Source organism: Bradyrhizobium sp. SZCCHNRI2009 (genome assembly GCF_032485115.1).
Lineage (GTDB): Bacteria > Pseudomonadota > Alphaproteobacteria > Rhizobiales > Xanthobacteraceae > Bradyrhizobium.
This window is the reverse complement of record NZ_JAUEUH010000001.1, coordinates 1,276,889-1,301,049: the sequence shown is the minus strand read 5'-3', so window position 1 is coordinate 1,301,049 and position 24,161 is coordinate 1,276,889. Positions and strand designations below refer to the sequence as shown.

Genomic DNA, 24,161 nt, shown 5'->3' with positions numbered 1-24,161 from the left:
CGTTTGAAGTGCCGCGCGAGCGGCCCGTTGCCCGCGCGCCGGCGCCGATACCGCATCGGCATGGCGGTGGCAAGGCGAGTCCAGCCGAATCAAGGCGTTACTCCCCGGTTCTGCCACAGCGTCCGAACGCGGCTATCACGCCGTCAAGGCTTCGCGCAACTGCCGTTTCATCACCTTGCCGTTGGCGTTGCGCGGCAGGGGGTCCGCGGTCACGGTCAGGGTTTCCGGAACCTTGTAATCCGAGACCCGCTCGGCACACCAGCTGCGCAGCGCTTCGGCGCTCATCGGCTCGCGGGTCACGACCACCGCGTGCACGCGCTCGCCGAGCACCGGACATGGCCGGGCGATGATCGCGCTCTCGACCACCGCCGGGTGGCTCGCCAGCACCGATTCGACCTCGGCCGAATAGATCTTCAGCCCGCCACGGTTGATCATGTCCTTCTGCCGGTCGAACACCCGGACGAAATTGTCGGCGTCGACGGAGCCGAGGTCGCCGGAATGCCAATAGCCGGCGGTGAAGCTCTCGTTGGTGGCCTTGGGATTGTTCCAGTAGCCCTTGATGACCTGGCCGCCGCCGATCCAGATCTCGCCGATCTCACCGCGCGGCAGCTCCCGCCCCTGCCCGTCCATCACCAGGATGCTGGCGCCCGGACACGGCAGCCCGACGCTGTCGATATGGCGCGCGGTCAGATCCGAGGGCATCAACGTCGCCGGCGAGGTGGTCTCAGTCGAGCCATAGGCGTTGACCAGCCGGAGGCCCGGGATCTTGGCGGCCAGCCGCTCGATGGTGGCGACCGGCATCGGCGCGCCGCCGAAGCCGCCGATCCGCCAGCACGAGAGATCATGACTGTCGAAGTCGCGCTGCAACAGGCAGAGATTGTACATCGCGGGGACCATGACCGTGTAGGTCACGCGCTCGCGCGCGGCGAGCTTCAGATATTCGCCGGCCTTGAACTCCGGCATGATGATCAAGGTGCCGGCGCAGCGCGCCATGCTGGTGATGTTGGCGACGACGCCGGTGACATGGCCGAGCGGCACGGCGGCGATCGAGCGGTCGGACTGCGTCAGCCCCAGGCAGGTCTCGTAGACCATCGAGGAGTGGATGATGTTGCAATGGGCGAGCATCGCGCCTTTCGGCCGGCCGGTGGTTCCGGAGGTGTAGAGGATCATCGCGGTGTCCTCTTCGGTCACCTCGACGTGATTTTCGTGCGCGGCATGATCGGCCAGCGCTGCAAAATCCGACCGCGCCGGACGACCGTCGACGGCAATGCGCCCCGCCAGCTCCGGCGTTTCCGCAGCGGCCGGCAACCGGTCCGCCAACGCAGCCTCGTGCAGCAGCAGCCGGGCGCCGCAATCCTTCAGCACATAGGCGATTTCCGGCGTCTGCTGTCGCGTCGACAGGAGCACCGTGATCAGCCCGAGCTTGGCTGCGGCAAACAACGTGAGCACGAATTCGATGCGGTTGCCGAGCAGCAGCGCCAGCCGGTCGCCCTTGCGCAAGCCCCTCGCCTGCAGCCCGCCGGCGATCCGCGCGGCGGTCGCGGCGACCTCGCGCCACGACAGCCGCACGGCCCCGCAGACCAGCGCCTCGCCGTCGCCGTTGCGCTCCACCGCTTCTTCGACCATGGCCCAGAGGTTCGCGGGCCGCTCCGTGAACAACGGAACCACGCGATCGCCGAAACGGGCTTCGCGCCGCATCGGCGGCGTTACATAGGTCGACCAGTCCATGGAGTTTCCCCGAGCTTGGCTTCTTGTCGTTGTTCGCCGCGACGCGGACCAGCCTGAAACATAACCAAGGGATGACGCGCTTGGCTATCTCCGCCAGCGCCGGAGATTCATCCCGTGACGCCGCGCGCACCACGACGCCAACGGGCCGATCAAGCGAGAGGCGCCCGTCAGGTCTTTGACTTCATTCCGTAGACATGTTCCGCCGCCGGAAACGCACGGGTACGCACGTCGGCCGCGTAGCGTTCGATCGCCTCGTCGATCGCCGGACCCAGATTGCCGTAGCGGCGGACGAATTTCGGCGCCCGCGGCGACAGGCCGAGCATGTCCTCCAAAACCAGCACCTGACCGTCGCAGGCGGCGCTGGCACCGATGCCGATGGTGGGGATCGCGATCTGCTGCGTGATCTTGCGCGCCAGCGGCTCGGCCACGGCCTCGATCACCACCGAGAACGCACCGGCCTGTGCGATCGCCGCAGCGTCGTTCTCGATCGCGGCCCAATCCGCCTCGTCGCGGCCCTGCGCCCGGAACGAGCCGAGCGTGTTGATCGATTGCGGCGTCAGGCCGACATGGCCCATCACCGGGATGCCGCGCTCGCTGAGGAAGGCGACCGTCTCGGCCATCCGCGCCCCGCCCTCGAGCTTGACCGCGCCGCATTGCGTCTCCTTGAGGATCCGCACCGCCGCATGAAACGCCTGCTCCTTCGTGGCCTCGTAGCAGCCGAACGGCATGTCGACCACCACCAGCGCCTGGCGCGAGCCGCGCATCACGGCGCAGCCCTGCAGGATCATCATCTCCAGGGTCACCGGCACGGTGGTCTCGAAGCCGTGCATCACATTCCCGAGGGAATCGCCGACCAGGATCACATCGCAATGGCGATCCACCAGCGCCGCGGTATGGGCGTGGTAGGACGTCAGCATCACGATCGGCTCGCCGCCCTTGCGGGCGCGGATCTCGGGAGCCGTCTTGCGGCGGACGGTCGATTGCACCGACATCGCTACCCCCCGATGACGGGAATGCCGAGCACGACAGGATGGAACGCGAAGGCCAGCGCGAGATAGACGACGATGCCGACCACCACCGCGATCACGTCATTGCCAACGCCGCCGACCGGGATCGGCGGGCCGCCGGCGTCGGCGCGGCGCTTCAGCGAGATGCGGTCGAACACCGCCCATGCCAGGATCGAGCCGAACAGGATGATGCCGCCGAGATCGCCATTGGCGAGCAGATGCCCGAACGCCCACAGCTTCACGCCGGCCAGCATCGGATGCTTCAGCACGGTGTAGATGCGGCCGCGGATGTAGGCGGCGACGATCATGATCACCGCCGGCAGCATCAAGGCGAGATTGATGTGCTTGAGCGCCTTCGGCGGCGTCCAGACCTGGATCCAGCCGCCGTCGTGGCGGTACGCGGCAAAACCCCAGACGATCAGGGCGAGGCCGGCAAGGGCCACGACAGTATAGACGAGCTTATACGTGCCCTCGCCCAGCCGCGCGATGACCTTCGCGCGCGCCTCGCGCCGGGTCGTGAACACATGGGCGCCGAGAAACAGCACCAGCCCCACCACCATCACCAGAAGTCCCACGGCGTCCCCCTTCGCTTGCACGCGACCTGTGCGTGCGCATCGGTATCATTTCCGGGGGCCGCCTCGCAACGTGGCGCATTTCAACGTCAGGCACTCCCGCCCGCTCGCCGTCGTTCCGGGGCGGCTCGAAAAGCCGAAGTGGCATGGCGGGCTACGCGGTCGGGAGATGGAGCACAGCGGACGACGCCATCACCGTTCCGACGTGTTCTTCAGATCGCGATTCTCGACATAGCGGATCGCGATCGGCCGGCCGGCGAGCGCACCGCCGAGCCCCTTTGTGAACTTCAGCGGCAGGCAGCCGTCGAGCGAGGCATTGATCGTCTTCAGATAGGTCGCGCGCGTGTCGGCCGGGGCGCCTGATGTCGCGAAGGTCACGCGTGGCGGCGCGATCATCTCGCCGGTCCGCTTGAAGCTGAAGCGCACCGTCATCTGCATCCCGGCGCGGGCGCTGTCCTCCGGCGGCGGCGTCCAGCACGCGCGCAGCGCTGAGAACAGATCGCCGATCGTGTCGAGATCGTGATCCGGCTTCTGATATTTGGCTTCCTGATCCCTGGCGGGCCGGCTCTCGATCGTGAGTTGCAGGTTCTGGCCATAGGGATAGTTCATCTCGGGAATACACGGCCACGGCCCGAAGACGCTGCAGAACGACGGCGTGCACGGCTGCTCGTCGAGCACGCTGCACGGCGTGTGCGCGAACGGCACCGGATTGATCTGCTGGCGGCGCGCGTCGGCGGCGACCGGAGCGGCCACCATCAGCAGGAGGAGCACGACGACACGGAGCATGGGACTCTCGGGCTGGGATGGACTCCAAGCTGGATCCGATCGCAGAATTCGCAAGCTCAATCCCGTTCACGTCTGCGCGTTCGGCGCCGCGAACGGCTCTCGACCGTAACAGCGGAACTCGGCTAGAACACGGCAGGATGCGACAGCAGACGGACGCGACGATGAGCCGCCACAGCGAGACCGTGATCAACGTCATCAACCCGAACATGACGGCGACGATGACCGAATTGATCGCCAAGGCGGCCCAGGCCAGCGCAAGCCCGTCGACGCGGATCGTCGGCCGCACCGCGCGGTTCGGCGCCGCCTCGATCGAGGGCCATTACGACGAGGCGATTGCCGCGGTCGGCATGCTCAAGGAGGTCGAGGCCGGAGACGCAGAAGGCTGCCACGCCCATGTGATCGCCTGCTTCGGTGATCCCGGCCTGCTCGCCGCGCGCGAATTGTCGGCTGTGCCGGTGCTCGGCATCGCGGAAGCTGCGATGCATGCGGCGAGCTTCGTCGCCACCCATTTCAGCATCGTCACGACGCTGTCGCGCACCAAGGTGATCGCCGAGCACCTCGTGCGCAATTACGGCATGGAGCAGCATTGCCGCAGGGTGCGCGCCGTCGACGTTGCCGTGCTCGACCTCGACAAGCCCGAGGCCAATGTCCGCGGCACGCTGCTCGGCGAATGCCGGGCGGCGCTGCGCGAGGACGGTATCGGCGCCATCGTGCTCGGCTGCGCCGGCATGGCCGATCTCGCGCACGACCTCTCCACCGAGCTCGGAATTCCCGTGATCGACGGCGTCGCTGCCGCGGTGCGCTTCGCCGAGGCGCTGATCGGACTGGGGCTGAAGACGTCGAAGCACGGCGATCTCGCCTTTCCGCTGTCGAAGGCGCGGACGACGCTCTGACTTCAACTTGTAGCCCGGATGAGCGCAGCCTGCCCACCTGGGGAGTTCCGCAACGACCATCGACGCGCCACATTGGGATCAACCCATGGAGCCGTCGATGCCCGAGCTGTCCGCCCTCTCCTCACTGTCCTCCGCGCTGGCCGCCGCTGTTGCCGCCGCAGCGCCATCACTGGTCTCGGTCCATTCGCACCGCACGCGCGCCTCCGGCTTCGTCTGGAAGCCGGGCCTCGTCGTCACGGCGGACGAGACCCTCGCCGAGGAGGGCGAGATCGTGCTCGCCTTCGCCGACGGCACGACCCGCCCCGTCACGATCGCCGGGCGTGATCACACCACCGACATTACCCTGCTCCGCTTCCAAGGCAAGGATGTCGCGGCCGCCTCGCTTGCCGGCGGCGTGCCGCCGCTCGGCGCTCTGGCCATCCTCGTCGCCGCCGATCAGGGCAAGCCGGCCGCGGCGTTGGCGATGGTCTCGCAATCGGCAGGCGCCTGGCGCAGCCTGCGCGGCGGCGACATCGATGCGCGCATCGAGCTCGACACCAGGCTGCGGCACAGCGCCGAAGGCGGTCTCGTGCTCGACGCTGCGGGCCACGCGATCGGCATGGCCGTGCGCGGCCCGCGCCGGACGCTCGTGATACCCGCGGCCACGATCGAACGGGTCGCCAGCAAGCTCGAGACGCATGGTCGCATCGCTCGCGGCTATCTCGGTGCCGGCCTGCAGCCGGTCCGGCTCGACGATGGACTCGGTGCGATGATCATGAGCCTCGACAAGAGCGGCCCGGCCGCGGCCGCCGGCCTGCGCCAGGGTGACGTCATCACCGCTCTCAACAAGGAGCCGTTCAGGGGCATGCGCGCGATGATGCGCGAACTCGGTCCGGACAGCGTCGGCGCCGTCGTCGAGGTCGCAGCGCTGCGTGCCGGCGAGCCGGTGCAGTTCGCCCTGACCATCGGCGAGAGGCCGGCGTGAGCGAGAAGGCGCGCGCGCCGATCAGGATCGCGATCGCGGTCGATGATGCCGAGCTGGCCGACCGGCTGGCGGCGCTGCTCGGCGATGTCACGGGCCTGACGCTGGTCGCGCCCGGCGAGAGCGCCGACGTCGCCGTCGCGCCGTTGCATGGCAGTGATGAGGCGCGCAGCGGCGACGACAGGATCGACGGCCAGGCGATCGATGATTTTCAGCTCACCGCGCGCGAGCGCGACGTCCTGGCGCTGATGGCCGAGGGCTGCTCCAACAAGGAGATCGCGCGCAGCCTCGGCATCTCCGTACATACGGCGAAGTTCCACGTCGGCTCGCTGCTCGACAAGCTCGATGCAACGGGCCGGACCGATGCGGTGGCGCATGCGGCGCGGCGCGGGATCATCGAGCTGTGAGACCGCAGGCCGGCGCGGCGCGCTTCACGACCTCGCGGCGAGCTACTTCCGCAAGCCGCTCATCACGCGGGGCAGCAGCGATGCGGCCAGCATGCGATAGCCCTCCGGGGTCAGATGCACGCCGTCGACCTGATGCGGCAGGCCACGGAACATGCCGTTCTCGACCATCACGACCTTGATGCGGCGCTGCGCGGCCTTGGCCAACATGGCGCTGATGCTGCTGGCGCGCTGGTCGCCGACCCCTTTGCGGGCGTCGTTACCGCCGGGCTGCAGCACCAGCACGCGGGTTGATCCATCGACCGCGCTGTCGAAGCGGGACAGCATCCCGGCGGTGGTATCACCGTTGATGCCGGCGTTGGCGACGCTGACCCGAACGCCCTTGCCGTGGAGCATGGCCTCGAGCTGGGCCGGAAAATCCTCGCCGCGATTGACGCCCTTGCCATAGGTGTTGCTGGCGCCCAGCGCGACCACCTCGGCGGCGTCTGCCGCTCCGGTCGCCGCGAACGCCAAGCCACACACAGCTAACAGTTCCACCATCTGGCGCCGGACAAGGCGGCCCAAAGATCCCGCTGGCATTTTCTTTTCCCCCCGCTTGGTGTGAGAGGAAGCGTAGCTCACCAATCGTCTGGCGAAAAGCGCGCGGCGCTACGGGTCTCATCACGCAGCATGCGCCAAGTCGACTGTGGAAGAGTCCTGTTTCTCTCTACGCGTCATTCCGGGGCGCCCGCAGGGCGAGCCCGGAATCCATTGAGCGACAGAATAAGAGGCAAAATGGATTCCGGGCTCATCGCTTCGCGATGCCCCGGAATGACCGGAGAGCAGCAGCGTCAGGCCTTCTTCTTCACGTCCTTGACGTTGGAGAACACGATGCCTTCGGCGCGTTCCTTGGTGTAGCCGAGATAGAACTCGTTCTTGGCCAGGAACACCGGATCGCCGTCGACGTCGTCGGCGACGCCGGAATTGTTGGCGGCGATGAACGCCTCGAGCTTCTTCTTGTCGTCGCACGAGATCCAGCGCGCCAGCGAGAACTCGGAGATCTCGAATTCGACCGGCAGCGAGTACTCGGCATCGAGCCGCGCCTTGAGCACGTCGAGCTGCAGCGGTCCCACCACGCCGACCAGCGCCGGCGCACCGTCACGCGGGCGGAACACCTGCACGACCCCCTCCTCCGACATCTGCTGCAAGGCTTCCTTCAGCTTCTTCGCTTTCATCGCATCGGTGAGGCGGACGCGGCGGACGATTTCCGGGGCAAAGCTCGGCACGCCGACGAAGGTGAGATCCTCGCCCTCGGTCAGGGTGTCGCCGATGCGCAAGCTGCCATGGTTGGGAATGCCGACGACGTCGCCGGCGAAAGCTTCGTCCGCCACCGAGCGGTCCTGGGCGAAGAAGAATTGCGGGCTCGACAGCGGCATGGTCTTGCCGGTGCGTACCAGCTTCGCCTTCATGCCGCGGTTGAGCTTGCCCGAGCACAGCCGCGCGAACGCGATGCGGTCGCGGTGGTTGGGGTCCATATTCGCCTGGATCTTGAACACGAAGGCGCTCATGCGCGGCTCGGCGGCGTCGACCTTGCGCAGGTTCGACTCCTGCGCGCGCGGCGACGGCGCGTAGCGGCCGAGGCCTTCGAGCAGATCGCCGACGCCGAAATTGCGCAGCGCGCTACCGAAATACACCGGCGTCAGGTGGCCCTCGCGAAATGCCTCGAGGTCGAACGGCTTGCAGGCCTCCTTGACCAGCTCCAGCTCGTCGGTGATCTGGCTCATGTCGAGATTGGCGTTGATCTTGCCGAGCTCGGCGATGTCGATCTGCTGCGCCGCGCCGGTCTTGGCGCCGCCGCCTTCGAGCAGGCGCACGCCGCCGTCGCGGATGTCATAGGTGCCGATGAAGTCGCGGCCGCGCCCCACGGGCCAGGTCATCGGCGTGGTGTCGAGCGCCAGCGTCTTCTCGATCTCGTCCAGGAGATCGAAGGTGTCGCGGCTCTCGCGGTCCATCTTGTTGATGAAGGTGATGATCGGGATGTCGCGGAGGCGGCAGACCTCGAACAGCTTGCGCGTGCGCGCCTCAATGCCCTTGGCGGCGTCGATCACCATGACGGCCGAGTCGACCGCGGTCAGCGTGCGATAGGTGTCTTCGGAAAAGTCCTCGTGGCCCGGCGTGTCCAGCAGGTTGAACACCAGCCCTTCGAACTCGAAGGTCATCACCGAGGTGACGACCGAGATGCCGCGCTCGCGCTCGATCTTCATCCAGTCCGAGCGGGTGTTGCGGCGCTCGCCCTTGGCCTTGACCTGACCGGCGAGGTTGATGGCGCCGCCGAACAGCAGCAGCTTCTCGGTCAGCGTCGTCTTGCCGGCGTCCGGGTGCGAGATGATGGCGAAGGTGCGCCGGCGCGCGACCTCGTCGGAGAGCGCGGAGCGGGACGGCTGTTCGGTCGTCAAACTTGTATCGGACATGAGGCGGCGGACGTCGTTTCGGGGCCAGAGAGCGGGCGATTTGATGGGAAAGGCGCGGGATCACGGCCGCCGCGCGCCCTCCATATAGGCGTTTTGCACCGCAACTCCAACCGGCGAGTTGCCCCCTCGCCCGCCCCGGATCAGTGCCGGAGCACCGACACCAGCCAGAACGTCAGCGCCGAGACGATGGCAGAGGCCGGAATCGTGAAGATCCAGGCGTAGACGATCGATCCGGCCACGTTCCAGCGCACCGCCGAGGCGCGGCGGGCGGCGCCGACGCCGACGATCGCGCCGGTGATGGTGTGGGTGGTCGACACCGGCACGCCGAGGAACGTCGCCAGGAACAGCGTGATGGCGCCGCCGGTCTCGGCGCAGAAGCCCTGCATCGGGTTGAGCTTGGTGATGCGCAGGCCCATGGTGCGGACGATGCGCCAGCCGCCCATCAGGGTGCCAAGCGCCATCGCGGCCTGGCACGACAGCACGACCCAGAACGGCACCGTGAACTGCTCGCCGAGACGGCCCTGCGAGTACAACAGCACGGCGATGATGCCCATCGTCTTCTGCGCGTCGTTGCCGCCATGGCCGAGCGAATAGAGCGAGGCCGAGGCGAATTGCAGGATGCGGAAGGCGCGGTCGACCGCGAACGGCGTCGAGCGTACCGAGGCCCAGGACACGATCGCGACCAGGATCATCGCCAGCACCAGCCCGACCAGCGGCGACAGCACGATCGCGAGCACGGTCTTGGACAGGCCGCTCCACACGGTGGCCGAGATGCCGGCCTTGGCGACCCCTGCCCCGACCAGCCCGCCGATCAGCGCATGCGAGCTCGACGACGGAATGCCGGCGGCCCAGGTGACCAGGTTCCAGACGATGGCGCCGACCAGGGCAGCGAAGATCACCTGCGCGTCGACGATGGCGGGATCGATGATGCCGGTGCCGATGGTCTGGGCGACGTGGAGGCCGAACACGCCAAACGCCACGAAATTGAAGAATGCGGCCCAGAACACCGCATATTGCGGCCGCAGCACGCGGGTCGAAACGATGGTCGCGATCGAGTTGGCGGCGTCGTGCAGGCCGTTGAGGAAATCGAAGGCGAGTGCGACGGCGATGAGGCCGACCAGGATCGGAAGGCCGAGTTGAGCGTCCACGGCGCGGCCCTACCCTAGACCTGTTCGATCATGATCGAATTGATCTCGTTGGCGACGTCGTCGAAGCGGTCGGCGACCTTCTCCAGATGGTCATAGATCTCGGCGCCGACGATGAAATCCATCGTGTTGGCGTTGCGGTGCTTGAGGAACAGCTCCTTCAGCCCGATGTCGTGGAGATCGTCGACCCGTCCCTCGAGCTTGGTCATCTCCTCGGTGATCGCGGTGATCATCGGCACGTTCTGACCGATCGCCTGCAACAGCGGCAACGCCTTTCCGATCAGGTTGGCGCAGTCGACCAGCAAGGTGCCCATCTCGCGCATGGTCGGCTCGAACTCCTTGACCTCGAACAGCACCACGGCCTTGGCGGTCTGCTGCATCTGGTCGATGGCGTCGTCCATCGAGGTGATCAGGTTCTTGATGTCGCCGCGGTCGAATGGGGTGATGAAAGTGCGGCGGACAGCGGTCAGCACTTCGCGGGTGATGTTGTCGGCCTCGTTCTCGAGCTGGCTGACGCGCTGGCAATGCCTGAGGATGTCGTCGCCGCCCTGCAGCATGTCCTGCAGCGCATGGGCGCCTTGAATCACCACCTTGTTGTGGCGGGCGAACAAATCGAAAAACCGCTCCTCCCGCGGGAGGACGGCGCGAAACCAGTGCAGCATGGGACGAGATCCATCCATTCCGAAACGGGCCAGGGCCGGCCAGTCACAGAACTGTCATACTCCGGATCGCGCACCAGCAGAAGCGGTGGCCGGATCATCCACCGCTTTCTGCCCTTTCAACGATCTCTTTTCAGATCAATGACTTAGAGGGATCGCTTGAACAGATGGGCGATTTCCCCGACGACGCCGCGGCGGAAGGTGAGCACGCAGGCGACGAAGATCACGCCCTGGATCACCGTCACCCACTGGCCGAAGCCGGACAGATATTGCTGCATGCCGACGATCACGAACGCGCCCACGACGGGGCCGAACACGGTGCCGAGCCCACCGACCAGGGTCATGAGCACGATCTGGCCGGACATCCCGACCTCGACGTCGGTCAGCGAGGCATTCTGGGCGACGAACACCTTCAGCGCACCGGCGAGGCCCGCCAGCGTCCCCGACAGGATGAAGGCGAGCAGCTTGTAATGGTCGGTCTTGTAGCCCAGCGAGATCGCGCGCTGCTCGTTCTCACGGATCGATTTCAGCACCTCGCCGAACGGCGAGTTGATGGTGCGGAAGATCAGCAGGAAGCCGGCGAGGAAGCCGACCAGCACGACGTAATAGAGCACCGTCGGCTTGGACAGGTCGAGGATGCCGAACATCCGGCCCTGCGGAATGCCCTGGATGCCGTCCTCGCCATGGGTGAACGGCGCCTGCAGATAGATGAAGTACAGGAGCTGCGACAGCGCCAGGGTGATCATCGCGAAATAGATGCCCTGGCGTCGGATCGAGATGTAGCCGGTGATCACCGACAGGACGAACGATCCGGCGACGCCCGTCAGGATGCCGAGTTCGGGCGGCAGCCCCCACACCTTCAGCGCGTGGGCACTGCAATAGCCGGCCGTTCCCAGGAACATCGCATGGCCGAACGACAGCAGGCCGCCATAGCCGATCAGGAGGTTGAAGGCGCAGGCCAGCAGCGCGAAGCACAGCGCCTGCATGACGAAGAACGGGTACAGCCCGGTCCACGGCACGATCGCCAGCAGCGCTGTCATGATGACGAACACGATCATCTCGTCGCGCATGGCGCGCGGGGTGATCGGAAGGGTTGCGTCGGTGATGGATGTCATGTCAGGCCGCCCGTCCGGTCAGACCCGTCGGCTTCACCAGGAGCACCAGGACCATCAGAACGAAGACCACGGTGTTGGAAGCCTCGGGATAGAAATATTTGGTCAGTCCCTCAATCACGCCGAGCAGGAAGCCGGTGATGATCGAGCCCATGATCGAGCCCATGCCGCCGATCACGACCACCGCGAACACCACGATGATGATGTGCTCGCCCATCAGCGGCCGCACCTGGTTGATCGGCGCCGACAACACGCCGGCCAGCGCCGCGAGCCCGACGCCGAGGCCGTAGGTCAGCGTGATCATGCGCGGCACGTTGATGCCGAACGCCCGCACCAATGTCGGATTCTCGGTGGCGGCGCGCAGGTAGGCGCCGAGCCGGGTCCGCTCGATCAGGAACCAGGTCGCCAGACAGACGACCAGGGAGAATATGACGACCCAGCCGCGATAGACCGGCAGATACATGAAGCCGAGGTTCATGCCGCCGCGGAGCTGATCCGGGATCGCATAAGGCAGGCCGGACGAGCCGAAGAAGTTCTGGAACACCCCCTGGATGATCAGCGCCAATCCGAACGTCAGAAGCAGTCCGTAGAGATGGTCGAGCCCGGCAATCCATTGCAGCATGGTGCGCTCGAGGACCATGCCGAAGATGCCGACGATGATCGGCGCCAGGAGCAGCGCCCACCAATAATTGATGCCGCCGAGGTTCAGCAGGAAATAGGCGCAGAACGCGCCCATCATGTAGAGCGCGCCATGGGCGAAATTGATGATGTTGAGCATGCCGAAGATGACGGCAAGCCCGAGACTGAGCAGCGCGTAGAACGAGCCGTTGATCAGTCCGACCAGGAGCTGTGCGTAGAGGGCCTGCATCGTCTTGTTTCTGTTTTCTCTCGGCGTTTCCCAGAAGATGGCGGCCCCGGCGACGTTCAGCCGCCGGAGCCACAGCGGTTCATTTCTTCAACAAGGCGCACGCGCTCTTGTCGAGCGGCGTGAAGGCCTGGTCGCCCGGTACCGAGCCGACCAGCTTGTAGAGATCCCACGGGCCCTTGGACTCCGAGGGCTTCTTGACCTCGAACAGATAGGCGGTGTGGATGGTGCGGCCGTTCGGCTGGATCTCGCCCTTGCCGAACAGCGCATCGTCGGTCGGGATCGACTTCATCCTGTCGACGATCTTGACGCCGTCATGCGGGTTCTCGCCGAGCGCCTCCAGCGCCTTGAAGTAATGCATCAAGCCGGCATAGACGCCCGCCTGCACCATGGTCGGCGGCGCGCCGTTCTTCATGCGCTTGGCGAAGCGCTCGGAGAAGGCGCGGGTCTGGTCGTTCATGTCCCAGTAGAAGGTCTCGGTGAAGTTGAGGCCCTGCGCGATGTCGAGCCCGATCGACTTGACGTCGGTCAGGAACAGCAACAGCGCGGCAAGCTTCTGGCCGCCCTTATTGATGCCGAACTCGGCCGCCTGCTTGATCGTATTGGTGGTATCGCCGCCGGCATTGGCGAGGCCGATGACCTTGGCGTTCGACGACTGCGCCTGCAGCAGGAAGGACGAGAAGTCGGAGGTGTTGAGCGGATGCTTGACGCCGCCGATCACCTTGCCGCCATTGGCGGTCACGACCGCCGTGGTATCGCGCTCCAGCGCGGCGCCGAAGGCGTAGTCTGCCGTCAGGAAGAACCAGGTCGAGCCGCCCGCCTTGACCAGCGCCTGGCCAGTGGTGTGCGCGAGCATGTAGGTGTCGTAGGTCCAGTGCACCGTGTTGGGCGAGCACTGCGCGTTGGTGAGATCCGAGGTCGCAGCGCCCGAATTGATGTAGACGCCGTTCTTTTCCTTGACGACGTTGTTCACCGCCAGCGCCACGCCCGAGTTCGGCACGTCGACGATGACGTCGACCTTGTCGACGTCGAACCACTGCCGCGCGATCGAGGTGCCAATATCCGGCTTGTTCTGGTGATCGCCGGAGATGACGTCGATCTTCCAGCCCTTCGCGGTGAGGCCGGAATCCTCGATCGCCAGCTGCGCTGCGAGCGTCGAGCCGGGACCGCCGAGATCGGCATAAAGACCCGACTGATCGGACAGCGCGCCGATCTTGACGGTCTTGTCGCCGGCCGAAGCGACGCTGCCAGCGGCGAGAGTGAGTGCCGTTCCCAGCAGCAGCGACGCGATGAATTTGCTCTTCATTTCCAACTTCCAGAACTTTCCAAGAAAACTGCCAAGAGAACTGCCAAGAGATTCTACCAAGAAAACCGCGAGAAAACCGCGGAAGGAACTGCCAGGTCAGCGCCGCTAGCGCTGGTCAGACGCCGAGATAAGTATGCAGCTTGTCCATGTTGGCCGACAGATCGGCATTGGCGAAGCCGTCGATGACCTTGCCGTGCTCGACGACGTAGTAGCGATCAGCGACCGTCGAGGCGAAACGGAAGTTCTGCTCGACGAGGAGAATCGTGAAGCCTTCCTTCTTCAGCCGCGCGATGGTGTGGCCGATCTGCTGGATGATCACGGGCGCGAGACCCTCGGTCGGCTCGTCCAGCATCAGGAAGCTGGCACCGGTGCGCAGGATGCGCGCGACCGCCAGCATCTGCTGCTCGCCGCCGGAAAGCTTGGTGCCCTGGCTCTTCAGCCGCTCCTTCAGATTCGGAAACAGCTCGAAGATCTGGTCGAGCGTCAGCCCGCCCGGCCGCACAACCGGCGGCAGCAGCAGGTTCTCGCGGACATCGAGGCTCGCGAAGATGCCGCGCTCCTCCGGGCACAGCGCGATGCCGAGCCGCGCGATCTTGTCGGAGGTCATGCGGATCAGCTGCTGGCCGTTGAACTGAACCGAGCCGGTGCGCTTGCCGATGATCCCCATGATCGATTTCAGGGTCGTGGTCTTGCCGGCGCCGTTGCGCCCGAGCAGGGTGACGACCTCGCCGGCATTCACGTTGAAGTTCATGCCGTGGAGAATGTGGGACTCGCCGTACCAGCTCTCGAGGTTGTTGACGTCGAGAATGGTGCTGGTCGCAGCCGCCTGCCCTGGCTTCGTGGCCGTCATCACCTCAGGCATGTCCGGCTCCCAGATAGGCTTCCTTGACGCGCTCATCCTTGGAGAGCTCAGAATACGGCCCTTCCGTCAGCACCTGCCCGCGCGTCAGCACGGTGATGGTGTCGGAGAGGTTGGCGACGACGCTGAGATTATGCTCGACCATCAGGATCGTGTATTTGGCGGAGATGCGCTTGATCAGCGCGGCGATCTTGTCGATGTCCTCGTGGCCCATGCCGGCCATCGGCTCGTCCAGCAGCATCATCTCCGGATCGAGCGCCAGCGTGGTCGCGATCTCCAGCGCGCGCTTGCGCCCATAGGGCATTTCGACTGCCGGAATATTGGCGAACTCGCTGAGGCCGACGTCGTCGAGCAGCTCGAGCGCCCGGCTGTTGAAGCGGTTCAGAACGCTCTTGGAGCGCCAGAAATCGAACGACGAGCCATGCTGGCGCTGCAGGGCGACGCGGACGTTCTCCAGCGCCGTCATATGCGGAAACACCGCCGAGATCTGGAACGAGCGGACCAGGCCGAGCCGTGCCACGTCGGCCGGCGCCGTCGCCGTAATATCCTGACCCTTATAGAGAATCTTGCCGGCCGACGGCGTCAGGAACTTCGTCAGCAGGTTGAAGCACGTGGTCTTGCCGGCCCCGTTCGGGCCGATCAGCGCGTGAATGGTGCCCCGGCGGATCTTGAGCGAAACATCGCGAACGGCAAAAAATCCCGCGAATTCCTTCGTCAATCCGTGGGTCTCGAGAATGAACTCGTCAGCCAAAGATTCCCCCCAAGCCGGCGCCGTCAGCGCCTGGCCCTCGCTTCTTCCTGTACGGCGGCTCTGCCGGACGGCTGGACGATTCCTCGTCGCCACCCGCGACCGCTTCGCGCCGGAATATGCCGTCAATCGAGGGAGTTAGGCAAGGCGGAAAGCTGGGCAACGACGTCGCAAGGCGGCCGGCGGACCTTGCGTTGAAATCGGCCGGTATTTCCCGCTGACATAGAAAATCATACCACCGGCATTTTCCTGCACGCGCGCGGCGATCGCGGCTCCAACTACTTCGCAGCCTTCACGTCCTTTGCGTAGAGATCCGGCTTGAAGCCCACCACGCGGCGGCCGCCGAGATCGAGCACCGGGCGTTTGATCATCGAAGGCTGCGCCAGCATGAGCGCGATCGCCTTGCTCTCGGTGAGTCCGTTCTTGTCCGCGTCGGGCAACTTCTTGAACGTCGTCCCGGCGCGATTGAGCAGCACCTCCCAGCCGAGCTCGTCGCTCCATGCCTTGAGTTTAGCTTTGTCGATTCCGGCGGTCTTGTAGTCGTGGAATTCGTAAGCGACGCCGTGATCGTCGAGCCAGGCGCGCGCCTTCTTCATCGTGTCGCAGTTCTTGATTCCGTAGATCGTGATGCTCATGCCACGCGTCCTCAAACAATCGTGTCCGACCGCGGCGGATGTCCCGCGTTGCGACAATCGGCCGTGCATTTTGCAGCGGGATTCACCCGCTTTTGATGCAGCGACGCCGCGCGTTCCGCGGTCGGAATTCACTCCGACCTTTGCCACGAAACTGTCGGCTGAGCATTACATTTTCTTCGCATCCCCGGCGTATCTGGCCCACGAACAGGAGACCGCGAATGGGCAAGATCATGGTCCGTTGTCCGCAGACCGGCCGCAGCATCGAGACAGGGATGGAAATGGACGCCGCGCGCTTTCAGCGCATGCCCGTGTTCTTCTCGCGCGCCTACTGCCCGCACTGCCGCATCTACCATGAATGGTTCGCCGCCCATGCCTGGGTCGAGGAGACGCGCGAGCGCATTGCACTGGCGTGACCGCACAGAATAACGGATGCCACGCGCAACGCTTCTCCACACGCCGTCAGGACAGCAGCGCGGCGATATCCTCCTCCGTCAGCGCCTTGCCGACATTGCCCCTCGCGATCGAACAGTGAATCGCCAGCGCCGGCTTGCGCTCACCGATCTTCTCCTCGATCGTCCCGGCGGTGACCAGCCGATGGACGAAGACCGTCTTGTCCTGGCCGATGCGGTGGGCTCGATCGTTCGCCTGCGCCTCCACTGCGGATTCCACCAGGGGTCGTAGATGATGACGGTGTCGGCCGCCTTCAGGTTCAGCCCGACGCCGCCGGCCTTGAGGCTGGTCAGGAATGCCGGGCTGTCGCCCTTCTGGAACGCCGTGATCGCACGCTTGCGATCGCGCATATCGCCTGTCAGCCCCCGTCCATCGGATCGCTCTTCAGCGGCTTGTCGGAATCCCCCGGCATCAGGCAGGGATAGAGTTCGCCGAACGTGAATTCCGCCCCGCCGTCGGCGCGATCGAACCGCAGCACGACATCGAAGCGTTTGCCGGACCAGTGGGTCGGTAACTGGCTTTCATTGCTCACCGGCAGCCGCGGCAGGATGTCGGAGATGATCGCCTTGTGCTCCCACGCCACCAGGACGGTGCCGGACAGCGATAGCAGGGCTTCGACCAGCGCCGCCTCCTGCCCCTTCGCAAAGGACGTGTTCGGCTTGTCGAGGCCGACGCGCGCAGCCAAATCGAGCACCGTCTCATAGGGCCGGCGGCTCGGGTCGGAGCCGTCCTCGGTGCTGTCGGGATCGGCGGCATAGACCGCCTGCGGTGTCGGATAATCCGTGCCGCCCAGTCCGCTGCCGAACAGCGCCGTCCAGGCCCCTGCCCGCTCCCAGCCGAAGATCACCAGCGACTTGGAGTCCGGCTGGCCCTCGTGGGTCAGGCCCGGGCCTGTCGCGTCGCCGTCGGGCTTCTCGGCATGGCGGATGATCAGCAGCGTCAGCGCGTTCATCGGCAAACCTCTCAGGTGGCATCATACATCCATCACACGCGATTGCTACTTGAGATTGCAATCGCGAGACCGCATCATGGCGTTTTTCCAACCAGGATTCATTTCAGATGAGCATGGGATTGCGACAGACCCGCCGGACATTCCTGGCGAAGGCCGCGATGGCGGCAGCCTCCACCGTCATCTCGCCGAGGCCGAGCCGCGCCGCCGCGAAATATCGCCGCCACAACGTCACCAGCGCGGAAGGCCAGAAGATGCTGGCGAGCTACGCGAAAGGCGTCGCCGCCATGCTCCAGCTCCCCGCAAACCATCCGCAGAACTGGTTCCGCAACGCGTTCATCCACCTGATGGACTGCCCGCACGGCAATTGGTGGTTCTACGTCTGGCATCGCGGCTATCTCGGCTATTTCGAGCAATCGATCCGCGCCCTCAGTGGCGACGACAATTTCGCGCTGCCCTATTGGGACTGGACCGAGCTGCCGGAGATTCCCGCCGGCATGTTCGACGCCGTACTGACACCGACCGACCGGGCGTATCAGCCGTTCACCGGGAATCTCGCGGTCTTCACCTCGTTCATCAAGCCGGCGCTGACGGATTACTGGAACAGCCTGTCGAAGGATCAGCGCGGCCAGCTCGAGATCCGCGGCTACAAGTCGATCGACGATCTCTGGAACGACGTCACCGGCTTCTCGCCGTCCGCCAATGCCGGCATCTCCGGCAATGAGGCCTTCGCCACCACCTGCGCCTCACGCTATCTGTCACGCGACAATCCGAAGCTCGACGCCAAGACCACCTACGACGTCTCGCCCTTCGTGATCATGGCGGGCCTGCTGCCGACCGACTTCTACAACCCCGACAACTATCTGAGCTTCACCAGCTCGAAGACCGCCTCGCACAACACCCAGCCGAATGGCGCGACCAAGTTCTCGACCCTGGAAGGCCTGCCGCACAACAAGGTCCACAACTACATCGGCGGCGTCGGCCCGCTCGATCCCGGCCCCTACGGCAACATGACCAACTTCCTGTCGCCGGTCGATCCGATCTTCTTCCTGCACCATTCGAACATGGACCGGCTCTGGGATGTCTGGACGCGCAAGCAGCAGCGGCTCAAGCTGCCCTATCTGCCGCAGGGCGTCGACCTGAAGACGTTCTCTGACGAGCCGTTCCTGTTCTATGCCGACGGCAAGGGCGGCTATGTCGGCCCCAGCAAGGCCGGCGACTACATCTCGACCGACCGCTTCGACTACGACTATGCGTCAGGCTTCGGCGAGGACATCGTCAATCCGCCCGCGGTCGCCGCGGCGCCGCAGGCCAAGCCGCAGCAGGGCTCGGTCAAGGCCAATGTGGGCACGGTGAGGATCCCTGGCGATGCGCTCGAAGCGCATCTGGCGGCAGCGCGGCCGCAGCCGCTGATGGCGCAGATCACGCTGCCTCGCCCGAGCGGCTATTCGACCGTGCGCGAATTCGACGTCCTGGTCAACGCGCCCGCCAACGTCAGCAAGGTCACGGCTGACAGCCCCTATTATGCAGGCACCATCGCCTTTTTCGGATCGATGATGCCGGGCATGGCCATGACCACGGATGCGAGTTTCGCGGTGCCGCTGCCGACGAGGCAGGAGGCCTTCTCCGCCCTGCGGGCCGCGCCCAACCAGCCGCTGAGCATCCGCGTCGTGCCCTCGGGCGGCGTCGGCACCGCGCCGACGCTGAAAGCGCTCTCGGTCGGACCGCTGCGCCGATGAACGGCAGGCGCGCCGCGCTGCGGAGCTGCGCCGTGCTGCTCTGTGCCGTGCTGCGGCCGGCCTCGTCCTTGGCCGCGGAGCCGTTCAGAGCCGTCGATCTGGTCGTGCCGCGGCCATTGGATGAGAGCAAGGCTCCCGTCGTCGAGATCAGCCTGGGCGCACTGGGGCGAGGCCAGGAGGTGACGGTGACGACGGCGTCCGGGATGCCGCTCGGGACCATCTCGCCATTCGGCCTTCGCACTGGTGCGGAGGCCGGCACCTACGCGCTTCCGGTGCCGAAGGAGGCGATCAAGAGTGGACGGCTGTCGATCCGTCTCAGCATCAGCCAACCCGGCGGCAGCCGCGCGCCGACGCCGCAGGAGGTTCGCGGCATCACGCTCAGGCTTGCTCCGCGGCCATGATCCGTCGTCTGCGCCGCAAGCGCGCCGGACTCAGACCGTCCCGCTCCGTGCACGTTCTGCGCGCTGCTCGAACGGGCTCGCCATGCTGGGCTGTCCGATCCAGACGCGGTTGAGCAGCCGCGTGAACGGCGGACACGTCGTCCCCTCGATACGCGCCATCGCCTCCTGATAGGGGCCGACGGTACGCAATCTCTCCGGCAGCATCGCATAGGCGCGCGGCAGAAACCGCCTGGCGCGCGCCGCGCTGCGGCGTTCGCGCTCGCCATAGGGCAGCGCGAACGCAAGCCGCAGCCGCTCCGGCAGCATCTCGGCCGTCAACGCCGTGAACCAGCGCGGCGGTCCGATAAGGGTCGCCTCGCCGGAGAAGATACGCTGCGCGATCTCGCGCGCCGCCGGGCCGACCGTGAGCGTCTCCGACGCCATCATCTCGGCCGTATAGGCCTTGAACGACGCCCAGTCCGGCAGCATGGCCTCGTGTGGAATTCCGAACAGGCCCGCGAACCGCGTCGCCTCGCGCCAATATTGCTCGCGCTCGGCATCGTCGAGCGGGCGGCACAGCAGGCCGTAGGACATCATCGCAGTCTCGACCAGGGTGGCATGGACCCAGCGCAGCGCGTCGACGTCATTGGCGCGATAGCGCGAGCCGGCCGTAAACGGTCCGACCGTCTCCGGCATCACGCCGTCGACCGCGGCGTGCCGCCGATACAGCCGCCGCGCCACCGCGACCGCCTGCGCGCGCGTGCCGAACACCATGGTGTAGACGATGCTGAAGGTGCGGTGGAAACGGCCGAGCGGGTCGGCAAACACCTTGGACTGCTCGGCAATGCCCGCCGCCACCCAGGGATGGGCGAGCTGCAAAAGCAGCGCGCGGCCAGCGCCGAGAAACAGCGCGGCCTCGCGATGCACGCGCCACATCACGCTGTCGGACGGCAGCACGGCATCGCCCGGCGTGGCCGGCGCGGACAGCACCTCGGCCAAGCACCGTTCGAAATCGGCATCGCTGACGATCACGGCCGCTGCGGGATCTCCAGCCCGCGCTGTACCGCCGGCCGCGCCAGCCCGCGTTCGAGCCAGGCCGGCACGTGCTTCAGCTCATCAAAGGCGACGATGTCGCGCGCGCCGTAGAACCCGATCAGGTTGCGCACCCAGCCAAGCGTCGCGATATCGGCAATCGTGTAGTCGGCGTCCATGATCCACTGCCGGCCATCGAGCCGCGCCTCGAGCACGCCGAGCAGCCGCCTGCTCTCCGCGACATAGCGCTGCAACGGCCGCTTGTCCTCGTACTCGCGGCCGGCGAATTTGTGGAAGAAGCCGAGCTGCCCGAACATGGGACCGATGCCGCCCATCTGGAAATGCACCCACTGGATCGTCTGCCAGCGCCGCGCCGGATCGTTCGGCAGGAATTTTCCGGTCTTCTCGGCAAGGTACTGCAGGATCGCGCCGGATTCGAACAGGCCGAGCGGCTGGCCGCCGGGACCGTCGGGATCGATGATCGCGGGAATCTTGCCGTTCGGATTGAGCGAGAGGAATTCAGGGGTCTTCTGGTCGTCCTTGCCGAAATCGATCGTGTGCGGCTCGTAGGCCAGGCCGGTCTCCTCCAGCATGATCGAGACCTTCACGCCGTTCGGGGTCGGCAGTGAATAGAGCTGGATGCGGTCGGGATGCTGCGCCGGCCAGCGCGTGGTGATCGGAAAGCTGGAGAGATCGGACATCGTGGCTCTTGCTCGCTTTGTCGCTGAGGCCTCAATCTAAGCCCGTGAGCCGCCGCTGCAAGGTTCGATGCGGAACCGCATGCGGCCGACGGTCTTATGTTGCTGCATCGTGCAGAAAGCCAGCATGCCGAGCCCGACCTACCAGTTGATCATGCAGGCGATGATCACGCGCCAGCCGGTGCTGTGCCTGTATGGCGGCTTCGCCCGCGCGATCTGCCCGATCATCCTCGGCCACACCGCCGGCCGCGAGCGCGTGCTCGCGTTCCAGTTCGCGGGCGGCGCGAGCAGCGGCCTGCCGCCGGGCGGCCAATGGAAGTGCTTCGATGTCGCTGACATCAGCGAGGTCGAGCTGCGCCAGGGGCGCTGGCATTCCGGGGGCAGCCATCGCCAGCCGCAACACTGCGTCGCCGACGTCGAGCTCGACGTCAATCCGGACAGCCCCTACGACCCGAAACGATCGATTACGCCGCAGCGCGGTGAGATTCGGCGGAAGCGCTGACGCTACTGCGGCTCGCGCAGGCGCACGCGCAGCAGCGCCGGCAGTTTCGAGGTGGCATCGTGCTGCGCGAGCTTCGCCGCGACCCGGCGCATCAGCGACGACGCGCCCTGCTTGGCAAACAGCTTCATGCCGCGATAGCTGAAATCCACCACCACCTCGTGATGGCGCATGCCCTTGCCGCCCTTGACCAGGCCAAGGTCGCGCACCAGGCAATAATGCCCGTCGCTCATACGTGCCAATCGGGTGTTCTCGAACATGCAGCGAAGCAATGCACCGAGTCGCAAATCCGTCAAGATTGACAGGAACGACTCATGAACCGAGCACGTCTGCGACCGGCCGCCGCGGCGCGAACGGCAGCGTAGGACCATAGCCGAAACGCAACATGAGATCCGGCCGCCGTGTCGTTCCGATCACGCGCGCCAGTTCGGGACGCAGCGCAGCCACCTCTACCGGCTGGTTGATGAAGGCAAGCTTGAGGCCTAGGCGCGTCGCTTCGAGCGCAAAGCGCTGGCACGCCTGCCCGACCCTGATCCAGTGCGAGGGATCGGCGTTCTCGGCTGCGAACACGGCAAGACCGGCAGATGAGCCGATCTGGCGCGCATATTTGTCGTTCTCTGCCGCCGCATCGAAGAGGTGGTCGAACGCGATGCCGCCGAGCGCGGTCGGCAACGACGGATTGCCGCTCGCGGGTGCAAACAGGCCGTCACCCGTTGCCATCGCGCTGCGCGGATTGAAGCGCAGCCAGGACTTCAGCTCGCGCATGAACGCGACGTCGCGCATCTGGGCGTCGTTGCCGGCGACGACGAGGTCGCGGATGGCCGCAATCACGGTACGATCCGTAATGAGTATGAGATCGACGCCTCGCGTGGCTGCTGCCACCTGCAACGCCGCAAGATCGCCTGACGGCACGGCGCGTCCGTCGTAGTCGGCACGTGTCGACTGTCTGCGGACGATCGCAGGCAATAGCGGATCGTCATGCGGCTCGGCGTTCATAAAGCTGTAGCGCACCGTCTGCCCGTCGATGGCAACCTCGCCTCTTCGGCCGCTTGCAGCCGCCGCGATCGCGAGATTGGCGGCCGCGCAGCCCAGGCTGACGAACAGATGATGGTCGTCCGGATCGACCACCGGCGTGCGCCGTGACGGATCGGGCATGATCTCGATCGCATCCCGCGTCACGCGAAAGCGCCATGGCTGCGTGTTGTGACTGTTGGCTGCGAGCGTCGCGTAACGGATGACATCAGCGATCTCGGGCGACAGCGGTGCGCGCAACCGGGCGATATAGTCGTCATACGCGCGCATCGTGCCGGTCGCGGCGCGCCAGGTGCCGGCGCCGAGCGCGGCCACCGCAAGCGCGCTGCCGCCTCCTATCAGGACCTGCCGTCGGTTCATGACTCTGCGCCCGCAATTCTCGCCGCGACCTCGATATCCTCACGATAAGCATGTTCCGCATCGGCGCGTTGTTGCAGATCAAGGCCGCGGCAGCCGGCAAGAACATCGACTCCATGCTGTTGACAGCACCAACAAAGCGGCGTATGTCCCGCGGCCTCGCGAGCGACTGCGCCCGCGACAAACATGAGCGAGACGATGTCCTTCGGCTACGAACACTTCATCCGCACGTCCAACGGCGTCATGCCGGTGGATGGCGCACGCCATGCTCGGGGGAGCGATCTTGCTTGAGGCAAGATCAACAGTCCGCATCACACGGACCCTCCCGAGCCAGCCGCTCCGGAGGGTTTTTTGTTGCCCTCAGGCGAACCGGCTGCACGGCAAAACAACCAGATGTCCCGGCCTTGGGCCGGAACGGGAGACCCGGATCCCGGGGCTCGCGCAGGTGATGCGCGCGGCCCGAGCGCGCGGGGCCTGTCGGAGGGAACGAGGCGGCAACGCCGGACACCGATGGCAGAGCGAGCTTCAAGGGGCTCGCAACATGCGGCGCCGAAGAGCGCCGCAGACAAGCTATTCGAATTCCCGGCCGCTCGCGGCCGGGAGCTGCTGGTGGTGAAGGTGTCGGCTGCTTCGTGCCATTGGTGATGCGGGTTCGAATCCCGCCTATGGCGTCACGTACCGTGGAGGCGGCCATGCGAGGGCCGTCGAGTCGCGGGTTGCGGTTGTTCTTCTTTCGGATGACCTGCGTTGGCGTCATTGATCGCCGAGACCGCCTGTTCCCCAGCATGCCATCAACGCCACTCGGTGACCGCCGGGCGGCCAAGGCGGTGGTGAAGATGTCTGTTACTTCGTTGAAACCGAGCGCCCCATTGGGGCAGCGACAGCATCGCTTATT

Annotated in this window: 26 protein-coding genes and 1 pseudogene; 7 read left to right on the top strand and 20 right to left on the bottom strand. The window is 65.8% G+C overall.

Annotation, left to right across the window (positions count from 1 at the left end; genetic code table 11):
* Positions 1-135 precede the first annotated feature (135 nt).
* The 4 genes from QX041_RS05880 to QX041_RS05865 all read right to left on the bottom strand — a co-directional run bounded on the left by QX041_RS05880 (position 136) and on the right by QX041_RS05865 (position 4,093).
* Entirely contained in the window at positions 136-1,728 is a 1,593-nt protein-coding gene (locus QX041_RS05880; protein WP_316164678.1) for a class I adenylate-forming enzyme family protein, read from the bottom strand.
* A 167-nt stretch (positions 1,729-1,895) separates the two neighbouring features.
* A complete protein-coding gene (gene panB, locus QX041_RS05875) occupies positions 1,896-2,720 on the bottom strand; it encodes a 3-methyl-2-oxobutanoate hydroxymethyltransferase (RefSeq protein ID WP_315749907.1) in 825 nt (274 codons plus the stop codon).
* A gap of 2 nt (positions 2,721-2,722) precedes the next feature.
* Positions 2,723-3,310, bottom strand: coding sequence for an NnrU family protein (locus QX041_RS05870; protein WP_315712484.1), 588 nt, complete (start codon positions 3,308-3,310; stop codon positions 2,723-2,725).
* A 189-nt stretch (positions 3,311-3,499) separates the two neighbouring features.
* Positions 3,500-4,093, bottom strand: coding sequence for a hypothetical protein (locus QX041_RS05865; protein ID WP_316164677.1), 594 nt, complete (start codon positions 4,091-4,093; stop codon positions 3,500-3,502).
* Positions 4,094-4,254: 161 nt separating this feature from the next.
* On the opposite strand from QX041_RS05865, the gene QX041_RS05860 reads away from it, so the two are divergent.
* The 3 genes from QX041_RS05860 to QX041_RS05850 all read left to right on the top strand — a co-directional run bounded on the left by QX041_RS05860 (position 4,255) and on the right by QX041_RS05850 (position 6,354).
* Positions 4,255-4,986: an aspartate/glutamate racemase family protein gene (locus QX041_RS05860; protein ID WP_316164676.1), complete on the top strand. Its 732-nt coding sequence runs from the start codon at positions 4,255-4,257 to the stop codon at positions 4,984-4,986.
* Positions 4,987-5,083: 97 nt separating this feature from the next.
* Positions 5,084-5,950: a S1C family serine protease gene (locus QX041_RS05855; protein ID WP_316164675.1), complete on the top strand. Its 867-nt coding sequence runs from the start codon at positions 5,084-5,086 to the stop codon at positions 5,948-5,950.
* Positions 5,947-6,354 (top strand): helix-turn-helix transcriptional regulator, encoded by a 408-nt coding sequence (locus tag QX041_RS05850; RefSeq protein ID WP_315749903.1) that lies wholly within the window; start codon positions 5,947-5,949, stop codon positions 6,352-6,354. The genes QX041_RS05855 and QX041_RS05850 overlap by 4 nt, the downstream gene beginning before the upstream one ends.
* A gap of 42 nt (positions 6,355-6,396) precedes the next feature.
* Here the strand turns inward: QX041_RS05850 and QX041_RS05845 are convergent, their stop codons facing one another.
* The 10 genes from QX041_RS05845 to QX041_RS05800 form a co-directional block, all read right to left on the bottom strand.
* Complete coding sequence (locus QX041_RS05845; protein ID WP_316164674.1) at positions 6,397-6,972, bottom strand: GDSL-type esterase/lipase family protein; 576 nt, start codon at positions 6,970-6,972, stop codon at positions 6,397-6,399.
* A 209-nt stretch (positions 6,973-7,181) separates the two neighbouring features.
* A complete protein-coding gene (locus QX041_RS05840; RefSeq protein ID WP_315749901.1) occupies positions 7,182-8,801 on the bottom strand; it encodes a peptide chain release factor 3 in 1,620 nt (539 codons plus the stop codon).
* Positions 8,802-8,941: 140 nt separating this feature from the next.
* Complete coding sequence (locus QX041_RS05835) at positions 8,942-9,949, bottom strand: anion permease (RefSeq protein WP_315749899.1); 1,008 nt, start codon at positions 9,947-9,949, stop codon at positions 8,942-8,944.
* A gap of 14 nt (positions 9,950-9,963) precedes the next feature.
* The gene (locus tag QX041_RS05830) at positions 9,964-10,608 is read right to left on the bottom strand and encodes a DUF47 domain-containing protein (RefSeq protein ID WP_315712494.1); all 645 of its coding nucleotides are present in this window, start codon (positions 10,606-10,608) and stop codon (positions 9,964-9,966) included.
* Positions 10,609-10,751: 143 nt separating this feature from the next.
* Positions 10,752-11,720: a branched-chain amino acid ABC transporter permease gene (locus QX041_RS05825; protein WP_315712495.1), complete on the bottom strand. Its 969-nt coding sequence runs from the start codon at positions 11,718-11,720 to the stop codon at positions 10,752-10,754.
* A gap of 1 nt (position 11,721) precedes the next feature.
* A complete protein-coding gene (locus QX041_RS05820; protein ID WP_315712496.1) occupies positions 11,722-12,585 on the bottom strand; it encodes a branched-chain amino acid ABC transporter permease in 864 nt (287 codons plus the stop codon).
* A 79-nt stretch (positions 12,586-12,664) separates the two neighbouring features.
* On the bottom strand, positions 12,665-13,888 hold the full coding sequence (locus QX041_RS05815; RefSeq protein ID WP_316164673.1) for an ABC transporter substrate-binding protein: 1,224 nt from the start codon (positions 13,886-13,888) through the stop codon (positions 12,665-12,667).
* A gap of 115 nt (positions 13,889-14,003) precedes the next feature.
* Positions 14,004-14,750, bottom strand: a complete 747-nt coding sequence (locus QX041_RS05810; RefSeq protein ID WP_316164672.1) for an ABC transporter ATP-binding protein — start codon at positions 14,748-14,750, stop codon at positions 14,004-14,006.
* Positions 14,743-15,498: an ABC transporter ATP-binding protein gene (locus QX041_RS05805; RefSeq protein ID WP_315712499.1), complete on the bottom strand. Its 756-nt coding sequence runs from the start codon at positions 15,496-15,498 to the stop codon at positions 14,743-14,745. The genes QX041_RS05810 and QX041_RS05805 overlap by 8 nt, the downstream gene beginning before the upstream one ends.
* Before the next feature lie 275 nt (positions 15,499-15,773).
* Positions 15,774-16,130: an ArsC family reductase gene (locus QX041_RS05800; protein ID WP_315712500.1), complete on the bottom strand. Its 357-nt coding sequence runs from the start codon at positions 16,128-16,130 to the stop codon at positions 15,774-15,776.
* 218 nt (positions 16,131-16,348) lie between these two features.
* Between QX041_RS05800 and QX041_RS05795 the strand changes: the two genes are divergently transcribed.
* The gene (locus tag QX041_RS05795) at positions 16,349-16,543 is read left to right on the top strand and encodes a hypothetical protein (RefSeq protein ID WP_315712501.1); all 195 of its coding nucleotides are present in this window, start codon (positions 16,349-16,351) and stop codon (positions 16,541-16,543) included.
* A gap of 46 nt (positions 16,544-16,589) precedes the next feature.
* Here QX041_RS05795 and QX041_RS05790 read toward each other — a convergent pair.
* Both QX041_RS05790 and QX041_RS05785 read right to left on the bottom strand, forming a co-directional pair.
* Positions 16,590-16,942 (bottom strand): annotated as a pseudogene (locus QX041_RS05790) (helicase-related protein); the annotation flags it as partial.
* Complete coding sequence (locus QX041_RS05785; RefSeq protein WP_316164671.1) at positions 16,939-17,532, bottom strand: histidine phosphatase family protein; 594 nt, start codon at positions 17,530-17,532, stop codon at positions 16,939-16,941. The pseudogene QX041_RS05790 and the gene QX041_RS05785, both read right to left, overlap by 4 nt.
* Positions 17,533-17,639: 107 nt before the next feature.
* Here QX041_RS05785 and QX041_RS05780 point away from each other — a divergent pair, with 107 nt between their 5' ends.
* Positions 17,640-19,268 (top strand): tyrosinase family protein, encoded by a 1,629-nt coding sequence (locus QX041_RS05780; protein WP_316164670.1) that lies wholly within the window; start codon positions 17,640-17,642, stop codon positions 19,266-19,268.
* On the top strand, positions 19,265-19,669 hold the full coding sequence (locus tag QX041_RS05775; protein WP_316164669.1) for a hypothetical protein: 405 nt from the start codon (positions 19,265-19,267) through the stop codon (positions 19,667-19,669). The genes QX041_RS05780 and QX041_RS05775 overlap by 4 nt, the downstream gene beginning before the upstream one ends.
* A gap of 30 nt (positions 19,670-19,699) precedes the next feature.
* On the opposite strand, the gene QX041_RS05770 is transcribed toward QX041_RS05775, so the two are convergent.
* Positions 19,700-20,680 carry an oxygenase MpaB family protein gene (locus tag QX041_RS05770; RefSeq protein ID WP_316164668.1) on the bottom strand — a complete coding sequence of 327 codons (981 nt, stop codon included), beginning with the start codon at positions 20,678-20,680 and terminating at the stop codon, positions 19,700-19,702.
* Positions 20,677-21,381: a glutathione S-transferase family protein gene (locus QX041_RS05765; RefSeq protein ID WP_315749889.1), complete on the bottom strand. Its 705-nt coding sequence runs from the start codon at positions 21,379-21,381 to the stop codon at positions 20,677-20,679. Before QX041_RS05765 ends, QX041_RS05770 begins: the two co-directional genes overlap by 4 nt.
* A 79-nt stretch (positions 21,382-21,460) precedes the next feature.
* Between QX041_RS05765 and QX041_RS05760 the strand changes: the two genes are divergently transcribed.
* Positions 21,461-21,880: a hypothetical protein gene (locus QX041_RS05760; protein ID WP_316164667.1), complete on the top strand. Its 420-nt coding sequence runs from the start codon at positions 21,461-21,463 to the stop codon at positions 21,878-21,880.
* Positions 21,881-21,882: 2 nt separating this feature from the next.
* Here the strand turns inward: QX041_RS05760 and QX041_RS05755 are convergent, their stop codons facing one another.
* Together QX041_RS05755 and QX041_RS05750 are read right to left on the bottom strand one after the other, a co-directional pair.
* A complete protein-coding gene (locus tag QX041_RS05755) occupies positions 21,883-22,110 on the bottom strand; it encodes a hypothetical protein (protein WP_316164666.1) in 228 nt (75 codons plus the stop codon).
* A 79-nt stretch (positions 22,111-22,189) separates the two neighbouring features.
* Positions 22,190-23,269, bottom strand: a complete 1,080-nt coding sequence (locus QX041_RS05750; protein WP_316164665.1) for an Acg family FMN-binding oxidoreductase — start codon at positions 23,267-23,269, stop codon at positions 22,190-22,192.
* Positions 23,270-24,161 lie beyond the last annotated feature (892 nt).